Origin of the sequence: Streptomyces sp. SID4985, assembly GCF_009863025.1 — a bacterium.
Lineage (GTDB): Bacteria > Actinomycetota > Actinomycetes > Streptomycetales > Streptomycetaceae > Streptomyces.
Window position 1 is genome coordinate 1 of sequence record NZ_WWIR01000317.1, and the last position, 17510, is coordinate 17510.

General features: G+C 71.9%; 17 protein-coding genes. 12 read left to right on the forward strand and 5 right to left on the reverse strand.

Annotated elements, in window-relative coordinates; all coding sequences use genetic code 11:
- From GTW40_RS13095 to GTW40_RS13120, 6 genes are all read left to right on the forward strand, one after another.
- A partial coding sequence (locus GTW40_RS13095; protein WP_161180346.1) for an ABC transporter ATP-binding protein occupies positions 1-687 on the forward strand: 687 nt, incomplete at its 5' end.
- Positions 684-1337: an ABC transporter permease subunit gene (locus GTW40_RS13100; RefSeq protein ID WP_161180347.1), complete on the forward strand. Its 654-nt coding sequence runs from the start codon at positions 684-686 to the stop codon at positions 1335-1337. The genes GTW40_RS13095 and GTW40_RS13100, both read left to right, overlap by 4 nt.
- Entirely contained in the window at positions 1334-2002 is a 669-nt protein-coding gene (locus GTW40_RS13105; protein ID WP_161180348.1) for an ABC transporter permease, read from the forward strand. Before GTW40_RS13100 ends, GTW40_RS13105 begins: the two co-directional genes overlap by 4 nt.
- A gap of 107 nt (positions 2003-2109) precedes the next feature.
- The gene (locus GTW40_RS13110; protein WP_161180349.1) at positions 2110-3075 is read left to right on the forward strand and encodes an ABC transporter substrate-binding protein; all 966 of its coding nucleotides are present in this window, start codon (positions 2110-2112) and stop codon (positions 3073-3075) included.
- Positions 3076-3318: 243 nt separating this feature from the next.
- A complete protein-coding gene (locus GTW40_RS13115) occupies positions 3319-3687 on the forward strand; it encodes a metalloregulator ArsR/SmtB family transcription factor (protein ID WP_161180350.1) in 369 nt (122 codons plus the stop codon).
- Between the two features lie 4 nt (positions 3688-3691).
- Complete coding sequence (locus GTW40_RS13120) at positions 3692-6220, forward strand: HAD-IC family P-type ATPase (RefSeq protein WP_161180351.1); 2529 nt, start codon at positions 3692-3694, stop codon at positions 6218-6220.
- On the opposite strand, the gene GTW40_RS13125 is transcribed toward GTW40_RS13120, so the two are convergent.
- Positions 6211-7794 carry an LCP family protein gene (locus GTW40_RS13125; protein ID WP_161180352.1) on the reverse strand — a complete coding sequence of 528 codons (1584 nt, stop codon included), beginning with the start codon at positions 7792-7794 and terminating at the stop codon, positions 6211-6213. The two genes, GTW40_RS13120 and GTW40_RS13125, sit on opposite strands and share 10 nt — an antisense overlap.
- Positions 7795-7939: 145 nt before the next feature.
- Between GTW40_RS13125 and tatA the strand changes: the two genes are divergently transcribed.
- Positions 7940-8182: a Sec-independent protein translocase subunit TatA gene (gene tatA, locus GTW40_RS13130; protein ID WP_161180353.1), complete on the forward strand. Its 243-nt coding sequence runs from the start codon at positions 7940-7942 to the stop codon at positions 8180-8182.
- Between the two features lie 201 nt (positions 8183-8383).
- Here the strand turns inward: tatA and GTW40_RS13135 are convergent, their stop codons facing one another.
- Both GTW40_RS13135 and GTW40_RS13140 read right to left on the reverse strand, forming a co-directional pair.
- Entirely contained in the window at positions 8384-8833 is a 450-nt protein-coding gene (locus GTW40_RS13135; RefSeq protein ID WP_161180354.1) for a DUF6114 domain-containing protein, read from the reverse strand.
- Positions 8833-9525: a DUF6230 family protein gene (locus GTW40_RS13140; RefSeq protein WP_161180355.1), complete on the reverse strand. Its 693-nt coding sequence runs from the start codon at positions 9523-9525 to the stop codon at positions 8833-8835. Before GTW40_RS13140 ends, GTW40_RS13135 begins: the two co-directional genes overlap by 1 nt.
- A 437-nt stretch (positions 9526-9962) precedes the next feature.
- On the opposite strand from GTW40_RS13140, the gene GTW40_RS13145 reads away from it, so the two are divergent.
- Entirely contained in the window at positions 9963-10616 is a 654-nt protein-coding gene (locus tag GTW40_RS13145) for a Tat pathway signal sequence domain protein (protein WP_161180356.1), read from the forward strand.
- Positions 10617-10635: 19 nt separating this feature from the next.
- On the opposite strand, the gene GTW40_RS13150 is transcribed toward GTW40_RS13145, so the two are convergent.
- Positions 10636-11619 (reverse strand): lytic polysaccharide monooxygenase, encoded by a 984-nt coding sequence (locus tag GTW40_RS13150; RefSeq protein WP_161180357.1) that lies wholly within the window; start codon positions 11617-11619, stop codon positions 10636-10638.
- Between the two features lie 367 nt (positions 11620-11986).
- Here GTW40_RS13150 and GTW40_RS13155 point away from each other — a divergent pair, with 367 nt between their 5' ends.
- The 3 genes from GTW40_RS13155 to cyc2 all read left to right on the forward strand — a co-directional run bounded on the left by GTW40_RS13155 (position 11987) and on the right by cyc2 (position 16146).
- Complete coding sequence (locus GTW40_RS13155) at positions 11987-12634, forward strand: ScbR family autoregulator-binding transcription factor (RefSeq protein WP_161180358.1); 648 nt, start codon at positions 11987-11989, stop codon at positions 12632-12634.
- Positions 12635-12655: 21 nt separating this feature from the next.
- Entirely contained in the window at positions 12656-13846 is a 1191-nt protein-coding gene (locus GTW40_RS13160; RefSeq protein ID WP_161180359.1) for a damage-control phosphatase ARMT1 family protein, read from the forward strand.
- A 140-nt stretch (positions 13847-13986) separates the two neighbouring features.
- Positions 13987-16146, forward strand: coding sequence for a germacradienol/geosmin synthase Cyc2 (gene cyc2 / locus GTW40_RS13165; protein WP_161180360.1), 2160 nt, complete (start codon positions 13987-13989; stop codon positions 16144-16146).
- A gap of 43 nt (positions 16147-16189) precedes the next feature.
- Here the strand turns inward: cyc2 and GTW40_RS13170 are convergent, their stop codons facing one another.
- Positions 16190-16921, reverse strand: coding sequence for a hypothetical protein (locus tag GTW40_RS13170; protein ID WP_161180361.1), 732 nt, complete (start codon positions 16919-16921; stop codon positions 16190-16192).
- 94 nt (positions 16922-17015) lie between these two features.
- Here GTW40_RS13170 and GTW40_RS13175 point away from each other — a divergent pair.
- Positions 17016-17510: LysR family transcriptional regulator (locus tag GTW40_RS13175; RefSeq protein WP_202485809.1), on the forward strand; the 495-nt coding region annotated here is incomplete at its 3' end.

The window sequence follows — 17510 nt, forward strand, 5'->3', positions numbered from 1 at the left end:
GCCGATCCGCCGGTGCTGCTCATGGACGAGCCCTTCTCCGCCGTCGACCCGGTGGTGCGCAAGGGACTCCAGGAAGAACTGTTGCGCATCCAGGATGAGTTGGGCAAGACGATCGTCTTCGTCACCCATGACATCGACGAGGCCGTGAAGCTCGGCACGATGGTCGCCGTACTGCGCACCGGCGGCCACCTCGCCCAATTCGCGCCGCCCGCAGAGCTGTTGAGCGAGCCCGCCGACCCGTTCGTCGAGGACTTCCTCGGCGCCGACCGGGGCATCCGCAGGCTCTCCTTCTTCGCCTCCGGGGAACTGGAGCTGGAGACCTCGCCCGTCGTGCCCATCGACGCGGACGCCGAGCGGATCTCCGGAGCCGCCACCGCGCCCTACCTCCTCGTGACCGACGCCGACGGCCGCCCCCTCGGCTGGGCCGAGCCGGAGCGGCTCGTCGCCGGGAGCGTCGACAAGGGCCAACTGCTTTCGTATGGGCGGCCGTTCCGGCCCGGCATCGACTCGCTGCGCACCGCGCTCGACGGCGCCGTGCTCTCCCCGACCGGCTGGGCGGTGGCCGTGGACGGTGACGGGCGTGCCGTCGGCGTGGTCTCCCAGCAGGCCGTCGGCGAGGCCATCCGCGCCGCACACGACGAGCACCGCACGGACGAGCACCGCACGGACGCGAAGGCCGCGGGATGAACGGCTTCTTCGACCTCCCCAGCGACCTCCAGCACAGCTACGCCGGACTCATCGGACTGCATCTGCGCGAGGCCCTGCTGCCGGTGCTCGCCGGACTGCTCGCCTCGCTGCCCGTCTCCCAACTCTGCGTCAGATTCCGCTGGTTGTACCCACCGGTGCTCGGCGTCACCACGGTCCTGTACGCGATACCCTCGCTCGCCTTCTTCGTCGTCCTCATCGACTACACCGGCCAGAGCGAGACCACGGTGATGATCCCGCTCGCCGTCTACAGCCTCGTGGTGCTCGTCCCGGCCATCGTGGACGGCGTCCGCTCGGTGCCCCCGGAGACCCTGGCCGCCGCCGAGGCGATGGGGCTCGGGCCCGTGCGGCGGTATCTCCAGGTGCAGTTGCCCATCGCCGTACCCGCGATCATGGCCGGTCTCCGGATCGCCTGCGTCTCCAGCATCTCGCTGGTCAGCGTCGGCATGCTCATCGGCAACCAGGGCGCGCTCGGCAACATGCTCAACGACGCGAACATCTACCACCGGCCCGCCCTCGCCGTGAACTCCGTCATCACCACAGCGGCGTTGGCGATCCTCGTCGACGCGGCCCTCGTCGCGCTGCGCACGCTGCTGACCCCCTGGATGCCGAAGAAGGGCGCCGCCCGGTGAACGTACTCGATTTCGCCCGCGCCTTCTTCGAGGACAACGCCCACTGGCACGGCTACGACGGCATTCCCACCCGGGTCCTGGAGCACATCGGCTACTCGCTCGAAGCGCTCGCCGTCGCCGCCCTGATCGGGCTGCCCGTCGGTCTGATCACCGGGCACCGGGGACGCGGCGGCAACGCCATCGCCCTGGTCGCCACCGCCGCGCGGGCACTGCCCAGCTTCGGTCTGCTCGTGCTCATGTTCTTCTGGCTCGGCTTCGGCGTGCTGCCCGTGATGATCCCGCTGGTCATCCTCGCCGTACCGCCGATCCTGGTCACCGCCTACGAGGCGATCCGCTCCGTGGACCCCTCCCCGGTGGACGCCGCGCGCGGCATGGGGCTGACCGAGACGCGCATCCTGTTCCAGGTGGAACTCCCGGTCGCGCTCCCGGTGATCCTCGGCGGACTGCGCACGGCCGCCGTCCAGATCGTCTCCACCGCCACCATCGCGGCCTACGTCAGCTTCGGCGGCCTGGGCCGGTACATCATCGACGGGCTCTACCAGAAGGACTACGAGAAGGTCGTCGGCGGCGCCACCCTGGTCGCCGGAATGGCCCTCGCCACCCTCGTCCTCTTCTGGGCCCTCTCCCGCCTGGTGGTCTCGCCCGGCGTACGAAGGAGCGGCTGACCATGCCGGGAATCCAGCACCGAACCGCACAACTCCCCACTAATCGAAGCCAATTGGTGACCATGACGCACTTGACCTGCCCGGAGCGCGCTGGCTTGGATCGACGGGTGACTACCGACAACCGCATCAGCGGGCCCACCCGGAGAAACCGAGCCGCGGCGGCGGCCGCGCTCGTGGCGGCGACGGCGCTGCTGGCGGGCTGTGGCTCATCCGGCAAGGGCTCCGACGACAACCCGCTGACCGGCGGCGACAAGCCCTCCGCGGGCACCGTCGTGGTCGGCTCCAACAACTTCGCCGAGAGCATCCTGCTCGCCGACATCTACGGCGAGGCTCTCAAGGCCAAGGGCATCAAGGTCTCCTACAAGCCCAACATCGGCAGCCGCGAGACCACGTACCGCGTCCTCAAGAGCGGCGACATCTCCGTCCTGCCCGAGTACAACGGCGCCCTGCTCGCCTATCTCGACCCCAAGGCCACCCCGAAGACGGCCGAGGAGACGACGAAGGCGATCGAGGCCAAGCTCGACCCCGCGCTGACCCTGCTCAAGCCCTCGGCGGCCGAGGACAAGGACTCGGTCACGGTCAACGCGGCCACCGCGGACAAGCTCAAGCTGACCGACCAGTCCTCCATCGCCGACCTCAAGGGCGCGGCGAAGGACCTCGTGATCGGCGCCTCCCCGGAGTTCCAGACCCGCCACCAGGGACTCGTCGGGCTGAAGGACGTGTACGGCCTCGAGTTCAAGTCCTTCAAGGCGCTGGACGCGGGCGGCCCGCTCACCCAGACGGCGCTCAAGAAGAACGACGTGCAGGTCGCGGACATCTTCAGCACCGACCCGATCATCGCCAAGGAGAAGTTCGTCGTCCTCCAGGACCCCGAGAACCTCTTCGGCTTCGAGAACGTCCAGCCGCTCGTCCGCAAGGGCGCGCTCACCAAGGAGGGGGCCGCCGCGCTCGACGCCGTCTCCGCCAAGCTGGACACGGCGACGCTGCTCGACCTGGACACCCAGGTGCAGAACCAGCACAAGGACCCGCTGGACGTGGCGCAGGCGTGGCTGAAGTCCGCGGGGCTGAGCTGACGGCACCCCGAACTGACGGCACCCCGAACTGACGGCACCCGGAACTGACGGCACGTCCAGCTGACGACGCCTCGGCCCGAGGACCGTCCCGAACGACCCGGAACGCCCGGCGCGCACACCGCCCGCCGGGCGTTCCGCCCGTTCCGCGCGGCACGAAAGACCCGCTCCGGCGACCTACACTGGCTCCCCGGAAACGACGGACACGACGGACACGGCCGAGACACGCCGAGGAGGACGAGCACAGTGGCGACAGCGCCCGGCACCGGCCGGCAGGACCCCTCCCCGGAGGTGTTCGCGGAGGCGGCGGCCGCCTTCGGGCTGCTCGCCTCACCGGCCAGGCTGCACATCGTGTGGGCGCTAGCCCAGGGCGAGAGCGACGTCACCGGGCTCGCCGAGCGGGTCGGCGGCGCGCTGCCCGCCGTCAGCCAGCACCTCACCAAGCTCAAGCTCGCCGGACTCGTCCGCTCCCGCCGCGAGGGCCGCCGCCAGGTGTACTTCGTGGACACCGTCGAACAGGCCGCCCTCGTGGACGTCGTCCACCGCCTCGTCGGCCTGACCGCCCGGGAACAGGACGGGGCCGCCGCGCCCGTACGCCGACTGCACGGCCTGTGAACCCGTGCCGGACACAGCACTCGGGCTGCTGCGGCGCCTGGAGACCGGCCCGCGCGGACTGACCGACACCGAGGCGGCCGCACGGCTCGCCGCCCTCGGCGAGAACACCCCCGCGCCGCTCGCCGGACCCTCCTGGCCGCGCCGCTGCGTCCGCGCCCTGCGCGACCCCTTCACCGCCCTGCTGCTGACCCTCGGTCTGGTCTCGGCCTGCGTCGCCTCCTGGCGCACCGCCGCAGTCATCCTCGCCCTCGTCGCCGTGAGCTGCGCGCTGCGCGTGACCGGCGAACGCCGCGCCGACCGCGCCCTGGCCGCGCTGCGCGGGCTCGTCACGGGCACGGCCACCGTGCTCCGCCGTACCGAGGGGGCGGCCGAACCGCGCGCCCGGGAGGTGCCGGTCGCCGACCTGGTGCCCGGCGACGTCGTACGGCTCGGCCCCGGCGACCTGGTGCCCGCCGACCTGACGCTGCTGCGCGCGCGGGGACTGACCGTGCGGGAGGACGTACTGACCGGCGAGTCCGCGCCGGTGCCCAAACACGCCGCCGAGCCGCCCGAGCCGGGCACCGACGCCCAACTGTGCTTCCAGGGCTGCGCAGTGGTCACGGGCAGTGCCACCGCCGTCGTGGTGGAGACCGGGCCGCGCACCCGGTTCGCGGCCGCCCAGCGGGCCCCGGTACGGCGGGAGCCGAGCGCCTTCGACCGGTCCGTGCACGGCATCTCCTGGGTGCTGGTCCGCTTCGTACTGCTCACCCCGCCCCTCGTCCTCATGGCCGCCGCCGCGCTGCACGGCCGGGGCGTGGCCACGCTGCCGTTCGCCGTCGCGGTCGCCGTCGGGCTCACCCCCGAGATGCTCCCGGTGATCGTCACCACCTGTCTGGCCCGGGCCGCCGCCCTGCTCGCCCGCACCCACCAGGTGGTCGTACGACGTCTGCCCGCGCTGCACGACCTCGGCGCCGTCGACGTGCTGTGCGTGGACAAGACCGGCACCCTCACCCGGAACCGGCCCGTCGTCGCCGCCGCGCTCGGACCGGACGGCCGGACCGACCCAGAGGTGCTGCGCTGGGCCGCCGTCGGCGCCTGGTGGACCCTCCAACTGGCCGACCCGCCCGCCCCCGACGCCCTCGACGAGGCACTGCTGAACGCCGCCGGACCCGTCGGCGAGGAGCACGACGGCGTCGCCGCGCTGCCCTTCGACCCGGCGCACCGTGTGGCCACGGCGGTCGTCGCGGGCAGTGGTCTCGTGCGCCATGTGCTGGTCACCAGGGGCGCGGTGGAGGACGTACTCGACCGCTGCGCGCTGCCGGAGGACGAACACCGGCGGCTGCTCGGGCTCGCCGCATGCCAGGCGGAGGCCGGACTCCGGGTGCTCGCCGTCGCGACCGCCGAGCGCCCGGCCGCCGTACGGCCCTACCGCGCGGCCGACGCGCGCGGGCTCACCTTCCGGGGCCTGGTCGGCTTCCGCGACGAACTCGCCCCCGGCGCCGCCGAGGCCCTGCGCGAACTGACCGCGCTCGGCGTCACCGTGCACGTCCTCACCGGCGACCACCCGGCCACCGCCGCCCGGGTCTGCCGCGATCTGGGGCTTGACGTGGGGGAGGTGGGGACGGCCTCCGCAGCGATGGCGGCGGGCGGGACCGGGGGCGTACGGGTCGTCGCCCGCTGCACCCCCGAGGACAAGGCGCGCGTCGTCGGCGGACTGCGCGAAGCCGGGCACACCGTCGGCTTCCTCGGCGACGGCGTCAACGACGTGCCCGCGCTGCACGCCGCCGATGTGGGCATCGCCCCGCGCGACGCGGTGGGCGTGGCCCGGGAGAGCGCGGACGTGGTGCTCGGCCGCAAGGACCTCACCGCGATCGGGCACGCGGTCGTCGCGGGGCGGCACAGCAGCGCCAACATCGCCTCCTACCTGCGCGTCACGCTCTCCTCCAACCTCGGCAACGTCCTCGCCATGCTCGCCGCGGGACTGCTCCTGCCCTTCCTGCCGATGCTCCCGTCACAGGTGCTCGCCCAGAACCTGTGCTTCGACGCGGCCCAGCTGGCCTTCGCCCACGACCGCCCCGACCGCGCGGTGCTGCGCCGGCCGACCCGGCTGCGGCCGCCCGCCTTCCTGCGCTTCATCACCGGGTTCGGGCTGCTCAACGCGGTCGCGGACCTCGCCACCTTCGCCGTGCTCGCGCTCGCCCCGCACGGCGACGCCGCCCTGGACGACCGGGTGCTGTTCCACTCGGCCTGGTTCACCGAGAACCTGCTCACCCAGGCCCTGGTGATGGTCCTGCTGCGCACCGGCCGCCGGGTGGCCGGGCGCCGCCGTCCCGGCCCCGTCGGCTGGTCGGCCGCCGCCCTGGCCGCCGCAGGACTGCTGATCCCGCTCTCCCCGCTGGGCGCCGCCCTGCGCATGACGGGCCTGCCGGCCGTGCACTACCTGCTGCTCGCCGCCGTCCTCGGGGTGTACGTCCTCGCGCTGGCCGTGGCCCGGGGCCGCCACGACCGGCGCCGGTCGGAGGGCGGCCCGTCTCAGCCGGAGGTTCAGCCGTAGGTCAGGTTGTCGCAGGGGTTCTCGTCCGCCGAGCGCGCCCCGTCGGCCACGGTGCTCGGCACCTTCGCCGGGGCCGCCGAGGCGGAGGCGGCGGTGGCGTACGACTGGCCGAGGACCACGTTGATCCGGGCCGCGCCGATCTGTTCGAGCGTGGCGCCCGGGAACACCTTGGCGACGGTGCGCGCCTGGCTCTCCAGACCGGGGCCGTACTGCACGACCGTCGTCGCGTGGTCCTGCGAGGTCGCGGTGGCCGTGCCGGTGACGGAGAAGCCGTCGGCGGTGAGCAACTGGGCGCCTTTGGCACCGAGTCCGGTCACGGTGGTGCCGTTGTAGACGGCCACGCTGATGCCCGCGCCCGAGACCGGTTCGGCCGAGGCGGCGGGGGAGGCGGACGCCTTCGCGCCGTCCGTCTTCTTCCCCTGCTTGCCCTTGCCGCTGGCGTCCTTGCCGTCGATCGTGCGGTCCTCCCGCAGCGCGGCCCACAGCTCGCTCGCGTCCGGCTCCACCACCGACACGCGCGAACCGGTGTACCGCCAGGGGATGGTGATGAACTTGGTGTTGTGCAGGTCGATGCCCTTCATCGACATCGCGAAGGAGAGCAGCTTGTCGGCGGAGCCGAGGCCGGGGTCCACGGTCAGCGACTTGGTGGCCGCCGTCGCCAGCGGGAGCAGCCGGGTCGGGGTGAAGCCCTTGCTCTTGACCTCCTTCAGCAGGCTCGCGATGAACGCCTGCTGGCGCTTGATGCGGCCGATGTCCGAGCCGTCGCCGATGCCGTGCCGCAGTCGTACGTAGTCCAGAGCCTGCTTGCCCGCCACCGTCTGCTCGCCCTTGGGGAAGAGCAGCGTGCCCCGGGTGGCGCGGTTGGGGTTCAGGTCCTTCTGGTACACGTCGTTCGGCAGACAGACCTTGACCCCGCCGACGACCTGGGTGAGCGAGGCGAAGCCCTTGAAGTCCACGACGACCGTGTGGTCCACGCGCAGACCGGTCAGCTGCTCCACCGTGTTCTGGGTGCAGGCCGGGTTGCCCTTGTCGGTCTCGCCGACGGAGAAGGCCGCGTTGAACATGGTGTTCTGCTGGGTCTGGGTCCAGCTGCCGTTCGGCAGCTTGCAGGGCGGGATGGTGACCAGGGTGTCGCGCGGTATCGACACCGCGAGCGCGTGCTTGTGGTCGGCGTATATGTGCAGCAGCAGAGTGGTGTCGGAGCGCCCTATGGCGGTCTTGTCACCGCCGCCCAGGGCCGCGTTGCCGTCGGTGCGCGCGTCCGAGCCGATGACGAGGACGTTCTCCCCCTTGGAGGAGCCCGCGGCGGGCCGGTTGTCGGAGAGGCCGCCGGAGTCGAAGGTGCGGATGTCGCCGTCGAGCTTGAGATACACCCAGCCCGCCCCGGCCACGACCAGGACCGTCAGCGACAGACACACGACGAGGACCGTGCGCAGTCTGCGGCCACGCTTGCGGCGCCGGTCACGGGCCGTGGCGCGCGGGGACTCCGCCCCGTCGCCCGGACCGCTGCGGCCACCGCGGTCACCACCGCGCCGTCGCGACGGTGCCGTACCCCGGCTGCTGGTGATACTCATCGGCGCCCTCTTGTGTCTCACCCTGGGTTGTACAGTTGCGCAATGTAGCAATCATTGCTGAGCGGGTCGGCGGCGAGGCAGCCCCGGCCAGTCAGTAAGTACGTGAGAAAAGCACGTGAACACCCGTGAGAGAGGGAGGGCGGTCATGCTCCGCAACGGACTCGAACCCTGGCACCTGCTGGTCGTCGCGATCGTATTCATCGTGCTGTTCGGCTCCCGGAAACTGCCGGACACCGCCCGCGCGCTGGGCAAGTCCCTGCGCATCCTCAAGAGCGAGGCGAAGGCGATGAAGACGGAACACGCGACGCCCGGTGTCGCCACCGGTGCCGCGGGTCCGGCCGGTACGGCCACCGAGGCGAGCGCGACGGAGCCGTCGACCGTACGGTGAACGTGCCGCGCCCCGGCCCGGGTTCCCGTGTCACCTGATCGAAGGACGGGGCTGGCGTGAGGTTCGACCGGTCGTACGACCCGTGCGGCGCCGGGTGGCTCGTACGGCATCGGCGCCGACCGGGTCGTACGGCATCGGCGCCGGAGCTGAGAGCAGCTTCCGGCGTCGGTGTCGGATTTCGGACCCCCGGGGTCCGCGGGATCAGGCCGCCTTCTCCACGCCCTGTCCCGGATCGCCCGCCAGGACCTTGGCCCGCTCGCGGCGCTGTCGCCGGGAGACGCGGGGCTCCTGGTCGGGGAGCCAGCCGAAGGTCAGACAGGCGCCGGTCGCGCCGAGGAGCAGGCCGATGAAGAAGCCGCCCAGGTTGGACGTGATCCAGGTGCCCAGCGAGAACAGGATGCCGGTCAGCGAGTAGAACAGCCGCTGCGCGGGGTTGAACAGGATGAGCAGTCCGAGCAGCATCATCAGCGTGGGCAGCAGATAGCCCGCCACGCCCTGGATCCCGATGTGCATGACGACCTTCAGCGAGGCCTTCTCGGTGAGCAGGATCTCGGCCCCGCCCAGGGTGAGCAGCAGCCCGCCCCAGAACGGCCGGCGTCCCCGCCACGCGCGGAAGGCCGCTCGCCCGGACCCGTGCGGACGCCCGGACATCAGCAACCCGAGTCGCTGAAGCGCAGGTTGAGCCCCGGCAGCTTGAACACACCTGCCGTGGTGGCGTAGTTGGTCTGCCGCAGGTTGGCGATGTGCACCGTGTCGGCCTGCTGGCTGAAGACGCCGATCGGGCCCTTGGCGTTGGCCTTGGTGAGCGTGCTCGCGTCGTTGCCGATCTCGATGTTGTCGAACGACGCGTCGCCCGAGAGCTGGGTCGAGTCGGTGGTGAGGTCCTTCGCGGACACCCGGGTCTTGCCGTTGCCCGCCGTGATGAGGAGGTTGGTGCCGCCGAGGTCGACGCTCTGGCACAGCTTGGTCAGCTTGGCGCGCTTGATCGCGGAGGTGACGACCAGCACCTGGCCGCCGGTGTCGCCCGCGTTGGGGCTGCCCTCCGCCATGTTGTCCAGGCCGCCGAACTGCTCGAAACCGGTGCCGTCCAGCTGGGTCGCCGTGACGGTGAACGGCATCCCGGAGATCGCGAACTGCACACCCAGCGCTCCCTGGGCGGTGAAGACGGCGAGTCCGGCGGCGACCAGCGTGGCGGGCACCGCCAGCACGGCGGTCCGGCGCAGCCGGACGCGCCCGCGTCTCCCGCTCCCGGCGGCGGCCGGGTCCGGGGAGGGCGCGGGGGAACCGCCGTCGGGGTTCTCGGGGGTGTGGTCGGCGGACGCGAAGTCCGGGGACGAGGCCATGTCTGCTCCCATGGGCACGGATCAATGCGGGGTGGGCTTCAGGTGGCGCGGTGTCCTGGCGCGGACGGCGGCTGCCGCGCACGCCGTCCCCGCACTCCCGGCGGGTGCGAGGGCTCCTGTGTTACGCGGCGGTAGCCTGCCAGGAAGTTACCGCCGGTTACTTTGAGGGGTCAAGGGAGTTGTGAAAAACGGGTGTGCAAACCGCGTGCACCGCACGGGAGTTGATGGACACGGGGTTACGGGCGCCCCGCCGTGCACTCGCCGTCTACCCCAATTGCCTTGTGTCGTATTGACGTTGACGAACCATCAGGTCTACAACTCTCCCTGGTTTCCCCCTGGGTCCGTGGCGCCGGACCCGCCGCGCGGCATCGCACCCCGGCACCGTCAAGCGCCCCACCCCACCCCGCACTCCCCCCACATCGAAGAGAGGCACCCGTATGCGCACCCGCACGCTCCTCGCCCTCGCCACAGCCGCCACCGCGCTCGCCCTCACCGCGGCCGTCCCCGCCTCGGCCGACGGCACCGCCGTCCTGACCACGGGCGGCACCGGCGGCACCGCCGTCGCGGTCGGCGACACCCTCAGCGCGCCCCTGGCCTCCGGCACCTCCGCCACGCTCTACTCCAGCGCCACCGGCACCAGCGGAGTCGTCTGCACGTCGTCCCAGTTCACCGCGAGCGTCACCGCCAACCCGGACGCGCCGGGCACGGCCACCGAATCGGTCACCGGGCACAGTTTCAACAGCTCCAGCTGTTCCAGCAACGTCACCGGCGTGCTCGGCGTCAGCGGCATCACCGTCGACAACCTGCCGTACACCGCCTCGGTCGCCTCGGACGGCACCCTGACCGTGCTGCCCGGCGCCGGGTCCACCATCCAGACCACGGTCAAGCTGCGCACCCTGCTCGGCAGCATCACCTGCGTCTACCAGGCGCCGAGTCTCAACGGCAGGGCCGACAACGCCGACAGCAGCATCGCCTTCACCAGCCAGCAGTTCACGAAGGTGTCCGGCTCGTCGCTGTGCTTCGCGAACGGCTACTTCACGGCCAAGTACGCGCCGGTCAGCGACAACGGGGCTCCGGTGTCCGTCAACTGAGCCGTGCGCGTACGGTCGTTCAGCGCCGCCGCAGCCGGGGCAGGAACGCCACCGCCGCGGTGATCAGCAGCACCCCCGCCGCACCGGCGGCCAGCAACGGAGCCGAGGGGCCCGCGTCCGCGCGGGTCGCCTCGGCCACCGGCGTGCTGTCGTCCGAGGTGACCGGCGCGTACGAGGCGTCCTTGCGCGGCTCGTCGGCCGCGCTCGCCGACACGCTGGGGGGCGCCGACGGCTCGTGGTGCGCGGAGTGCGTGGGGGAGGGGGCGGCGGACGGCTTCTTGGCGGGTTCCTTCTTCTCCGCCTTCGCGCCCGCGCCCGCTCCTGAGGCGCCGCCCGATGCCGAGCCCGTACCCGATCCGGAGAAGACGACGTCGGAGCAGGAGTAATAGGTGTCCGGCGTACTGCTGGTCTGCCAGATCGTGTACAGCATCTGACGGCCCGTCCGACCGCTCGGCAGGGTCGCCCGGATGTGGTACGCGCCGTTCGTCAGCGGCGGGTCCTTGACCTCGGCGAAGGGGGTGGCGGGCAGGTCGGACCACTTCAGCGGCTTCGACGGGTCGTAACCGGGCTTGGACAGATACAGCTTGAACGTACCGGCGTGCGCGATGGGGGAGGTGTACGTCATCGTCAGCCGGGCGCCCGCCGTCAGCCGGGTGGCCGGGAAGTCCGCGCGGGCCAGGTCCAGGCCCCGGTAGGCGGACAGGTTCCCGCTGCACAGCTTGCCGTCCGGAATCACCTGCCGGTCACGGCCGTTGACGCCGGGCACCCGCAGGTTGTCCCACGCGGCGAAGGACGCACCGCCGTTGGCCGAGATCGCCGCCCGGCAGGCGGCCGTACCCGCGCTGCCGCCGTCGGGGGAGCAGGCGTAGACCCGGCTGGCCGGGGAGGTGGGGGCGCCGTGCGCCAGGGCGGGGGTCGCCGTCCAGGGCAGAAGCAGGAGCGGGGCCGTCGCGGCGGCCGCCGTGACGCTCAGGCGGGCGATGGTCCGGGTCGACGGGGTCATCCGGGACGCTCCTCGGCGGGCGCGGGAACAGGGCTGTCCCGACCAGTACGGGGGAGAGGGCCATGACGTTCAGACCGACCGCACGGGCTGTTTTCCACGCGCGTAGCGTCACCATGCCCATCTGCCGTGCGAGCGACCGAACTTGGCTCGATCCCTCCCGAACGGCACAAGCGGAGCTTCTCAACTCCCTTGCAGGAGTGCGGAAACACCACGTATCGCGCTGTCGAGCGGAAGCGGAGCCCGGCTCTTCGGAAGTGGCCGAAATCCATTGTGCATTACTGGACTCCCGTTCCCCCGCGGTGAGTTATCGTATGCGCGGGGTTAAAACAAACCGCGTGTCCCGTTCGTTCAGGAGAGGGGTCGGTCGATGGCGAGGCAGTTGCGCGCTGAACAGACCCGGGCGACGATCATCGCGGCCGCCGCCGATCTCTTCGACCGGCAGGGCTACGAATCCACCAGTCTGAGTGACATCGTGGGGTACGCGGGTGTCACCAAGGGCGCGTTGTACTTCCACTTCGCTGCCAAGGAGGACCTCGCCCACGCGATCCTGGAACTCCAGGCCGCCGCCGTACGCCAGGTGGTGGCCGACGCCGAGAGCCGGGGCCGCTCCTCCCTGGAATGCCTGATGCGCACGACCTTCGGCATCGCCCGCCTCGCCGTGGACGACCCGGTGCCCCGCGCCGGACTCCGGCTCGTCACCGCCGACGTGTCCGTACGGCCGCCCCTGCGTCATCCGTTCACCGAGTGGCTGGAGTTCGCGACCCGGAAGTTCGCCGGTGCCGTCAAGGACTCGGACCTGCACCCCGACGTGGACGCCGGGACCGTCGCCCACTCCCTCGTCTGCTTCTTCGTCGGCACCCGGGTCGCCGGGCGCTCCATAGAGCCGGTCGCACGCCTGCCGCGCAGGGTCGCCGAGATGTGGTTCCTGATGCTCCGGGGCCTGGTGCCGGTGCACCGCCGCCCCCGTTATCTCGCCCTCGCCACGCAGCTGGAGCGGGAGATCAGGGCCGCCTGACCCGCGGGGTACGGTGACGGCATGTCCGACGCCCCCACCGCCCCCGTGATCACCGGCGCCGAACCCGGCTCCTTCCCGCACAGCACGCTGGCCGAGCGGCAGCCCGCGATCATCCGCCAGGTGCGCGACGCCTCCCCCTACGGCCCCGCACAGCACCGGGCGCTGGACGACCTGCTCCGCTCCTGCACCGAGGGCGTCATCGAGGACCTGCCCGCCCACACGGACCCCGCCGACCGCGCCCGCTGGCACGCCTGGGGCCTCGCCGACCATGTGGGCACGTCCTGGTTCGAGGTGCCGTGGCTGTGGGCCGAGAGCTACTTCTATCGCGTGCTCCTCGACGCCGTCGGCCACTTCGCCCCCGGCCCCTGGCAGGGCGTCGACCCCTTCCGCTCCTTCAAGTACGCCGAACTCGGCTCCCCGGAGACCCGCGAGGAACTGGCCGCGCTCGACGCGCTCCAGGGCAAGTCGCCCGAGGAACGCGGCCGCGCCCTGCTGCACGGCTCGCTCTGGGGCAACCGCGCCGACCTCAGCTTCCAGCTGTCCGCCGAGGGCGCCGAGTCGCGCGACGCCACGCCGGGCCTGGTCGCCGACGACAGCGACGCCCTCTGGTCGCTGCTCCCGCCCGACGGCACCGGCACGCTCTGCCTGGTCGCCGACAACGCGGGCCGCGAACTCGTCCCCGACCTGCTGCTGACCGCCCACCTTCTCGCCGAGCACCGGATCGCCCGCGCCGTTCTCTACGTCAAGCCCTGGCCCTACTACGTCTCCGACGCCACGACCGCCGACGTGGTGGACGCGCTGACCCGGCTGCGGTCCGCGTCCGGCGCCGCCGCCGAGTACGGCGACATCCTCTGGTCGGCCATGGCCGACGGCCGCCTCACCGTGCGCACCCACCCCTTCCTCGCCTCCCCGCTGCCGTACTCCGAACTGCCGGACGACCTGCGCGCCGAGTTCGCCCGCGCCCGGCTGACCCTCTTCAAGGGCGACCTCAACTACCGCCGCCTGGTGGGCGACCGCTACTGGCCACCCACCACGCCGTTCCACGACGTGACCGCCTACTTCCCCGGCCCCGTCGCCACCCTGCGCACCCTCAAGTCCGACGTGATCACCGGCCTGACGGCCGCCACCGAGGCCGCGCTGGCCGCGGCCGAGGGGCAGTCCTGGCGCACCAGCGGCACCCATGCGCTGATCCAGGTCAACCCCCGGAAGTGAGCCGGAGGGCGCCCGTCGGCTGTCTCCCCCAACGGCGGGCCGCGTTCCGGAAGTTCCCGATTGCGGGGATGGTTCACGCGATGGTGTGATCGTCCGCTGTGCGGCGGATGACCCGTTCGGCAGCCGGGCAGGACCCGGTCATGACGCAGCCGTTCGAACTCCCGAACTTCTACATGCCGTATCCCGCGCGGCTCAACCCCCATGTCGACGAGGCGCGCGCCCACTCGACCGCGTGGGCGCGCGAGATGGGGATGCTGGAGGGCTCCGGGATCTGGGACCAGGCCGACCTGGAGGCGCACGACTACGGCCTGCTGTGCGCCTACACCCACCCCGACTGCGACGGGCCCGCGCTCTCGCTGATCACCGACTGGTACGTGTGGGTGTTCTTCTTCGACGACCACTTCCTGGACATGTACAAACGCACCCAGGACCGGGCCGCGGGCAAGGCGCACCTGGACCGGCTGCCGCTGTTCATGCCGCTCGACCTCGAAACCCCGGTGCCGGAGCCGGAGAACCCGGTCGAGGCGGGGCTCGCCGATCTGTGGGCGCGCACGGTGCCGGCCATGTCGGTGGACTGGCGCCGCCGTTTCGCCGTCGCCACCGAGCATCTGCTCAACGAGTCGCTGTGGGAGCTGTCCAACATCAACGAGGGCCGGATCGCCAACCCGGTCGAGTACATCGAGATGCGCCGGAAGGTCGGCGGCGCCCCCTGGTCCGCCGGACTCGTGGAGTACGCGACGGCCGAGGTGCCCGCGTCGGTGGCGGAGACCCGGCCGCTGCGCGTCCTGATGGAGACCTTCTCCGACGCCGTCCACCTGCGCAACGACCTCTTCTCCTATCAGCGCGAGGTCGAGGACGAGGGCGAGAACAGCAACGGCGTCCTGGTCGTGGAGACGTTCTTCGACTGCACCACCCAGCAGGCCGCCGACACCGTCAACGACGTCCTGACCTCACGCCTGCACCAGTTCGAGCACACCGCGCTCACCGAAGTCCCCGCCGTGGCCCTGGAGAACGGGCTCCGGCCGGACGAGGTGGCCGCCGTCGCCGCGTACACCAAGGGACTCCAGGACTGGCAGAGCGGCGGCCACGAGTGGCATCTGCGCTCCAGCCGCTACATGAACAAGGGGGCACGCTCGGCCTCCCCCTGGCAGATCCTCAGCGGTCCGGGCGTGTCCGCCGCCGACGTGGGCGCCCTGCTGGCCTCGGCGGCGACCGAGCGGCTGCGGCGGCACGCCCATGTGCCGTTCCAGAAGGTCGGCCCGTCCCTGCTGCCCGAGTTCCACATGCCGTTCCCGCTGGAGCTGAGCCCGCACGTCGACGCCTCGCGCCGGAACCTGGTCGCCTGGTGCCACCGGATGGGCATCCTCGGCGAGGGCGTCTGGGACGAGGACAAGCTCGCCGCGTACGACCTCGCCCTCTGCTCCGCCGGACTGGACCCCGACGCCACCCCCGAGGGCCTCGACCTCAGCGCCCAGTGGCTCGCCTGGGGCACCTACGGCGACGACTACTACCCCCTCGTCTTCGGCCACCGCCGCGACCTCGCCGCCGCCCGCGTCACCACCGCGCGGCTCTCCCAGTGCATGTCCCTCGACGGGCCGCCGACGATCGTCCCGGCCAACGCGATGGAACGCGCGCTGATCGACCTGTGGGAGCGCACCACGGCCCCGATGACCGCCGAGCAGCGGGTCACTTTCAAGGCCGCGGTGGACGTGATGACCGAGAGCTGGGTGTGGGAGCTGTCCAACCAGCTCCAGAACCGCGTCCCGGACCCGGTCGACTATCTGGAGATGCGCCGGGCCACCTTCGGTTCCGACCTCACCCTGAGCATGTGCCGCGCGGGCCGGGGCCCCGCCATCCCGCCCGAGGTCTACGCCAGCGGTCCGGTGCGCTCGCTGGAGAACGCGGCCATGGACTACGCCTGCCTGCTCAACGACGTGTTCTCGTACCAGAAGGAGATCGAGTACGAGGGTGAGATCCACAACGCGATCCTTGTCGTGCAGAACTTCTTCGGAGTCGACTACCCGGCCGCGCTCGCCGTCGTCCATGACCTGATGACCCAGCGCATGGAGCAGTTCGAGCATGTGATCGCCCATGAACTCCCCGTGCTCTACGAGGACTTCCAGCTGTCCGAGGAGGCCCGCGCGGAGATGGGGCTCTATGTGCTCGACCTCCAGAACTGGCTGGCGGGCATCCTCAACTGGCACCGCTCGGTGGACCGTTACAAGGCCGAGTGGCTGGGCAGCCGCGTCCCGGCCTTCGTCCCGGGACAGGCCCCGGCCAGGGTGCAACTGGTGGGGTGACGCGATGAGTTGAGGGACGGGGCCGGGTCGGCGGGGGCCGGGTTCAGGCCGTCGGCCGCGCCGCGGAGGCGTGCGCGACGGCCGCCCGGCCCAGCGCCCGGACGATCGGGTGCGGACGCGAGCCGTCGCCGTGCAGCTCCGGCTGGAACAGGGTCGCCAGGAAGAACGGGTGGTCCGGCAGCTCGGCCACCCGGACCTGGCCTTCCAGGTCGTGCCCGGAGAACCTCATGCCGTGGGCGCGCAGCGTGTCGAGGTGCCGCGAGGGGCCGTACGCGCAGACATAGCGCTCGACCGTGCGGTCGGCGCCGATCACCGCGTGGGCCAGCGTGCCCGGCTCCACGGCGACCGGGGCCTCGTGGCCGACCAGGGAGCAGGCCAGCGGCTCGATGAGCGGGTCCTTCGCGCCCGGGTCGTTCTCGGCGTGCGCCACCTCGGTCAGCCCGCACGCGTTGCGGGCGAACTCCAGCAGGGCGTGCTGGAAACCGCCGCACGTGCCGAGGAACGGGATGCCCTCCTCGCGCGCCGTCCGCACGGCCGCGAGGACACCGGCCTCGCTGCGGTACGGGCTGCCCGGCAGCACCCACACCGCGTCGAAGCCGCGTACCGCGTCCGGGGCCTCGGCGTCCTCCGAGGGAATCCAGTAGGCGTCCAGGACCAGACGGTCGCGCCGGGCGAGGGCGTCGAGGAGAAGCGGAATCCGGGTGTGGGAAGCGACGTTGGGGGAGCGGTCCCCGACGAGGGCGAGGGTGGCGGTGTGCACTGCGATATCGGTCATGGCAGCCATCCTCGGCGGCCACTGATGTTCACGTCCAACGATGATTCATACATGCTCGATAAGCAGTGCTGATGGGCATGGGATGCTGTGCGCCATGGACCCGCATCTGCTGCGCACCTATGTCACGGTGGCGCGACTCGCCTCGTTCTCCGCCGCCGCACGGGAGTTGGGGTACACGCAGTCGGCGGTCTCCCAGCACATCGCCGCCCTCGAACAGGACCTCGGCGCCCCGCTGCTCGGGCGCCGGCCCGTTCTCCCCACCCCCGCCGGGGAACGCCTGCTGGAGCACGCGGCCCCGCTGCTGCTGCGCCTGGACGCGGCCCGCGCCGATGTGATCCGCATGGCCGCGGCCCCGCCGAGCGGGGTGACCCTCGCGACCACACCGACGGCGCTCGGCCCGCGCGTGCTCGCGGCACTCCCGGTGTCGGGCGTGAGCGTCCGGGTGCTCGGCCGGGACGAGATCCCGGCCGCCGTCGCCACCGGGCACGCCGACCTCGGCCTGGTCGACGGCCCGGCGGCGCCCAGCGATCCGTTGCAGCTGCCCGACGTGGCGCCGCTGACCTCGCACGCCGTCGCCGAGGAACCCCTC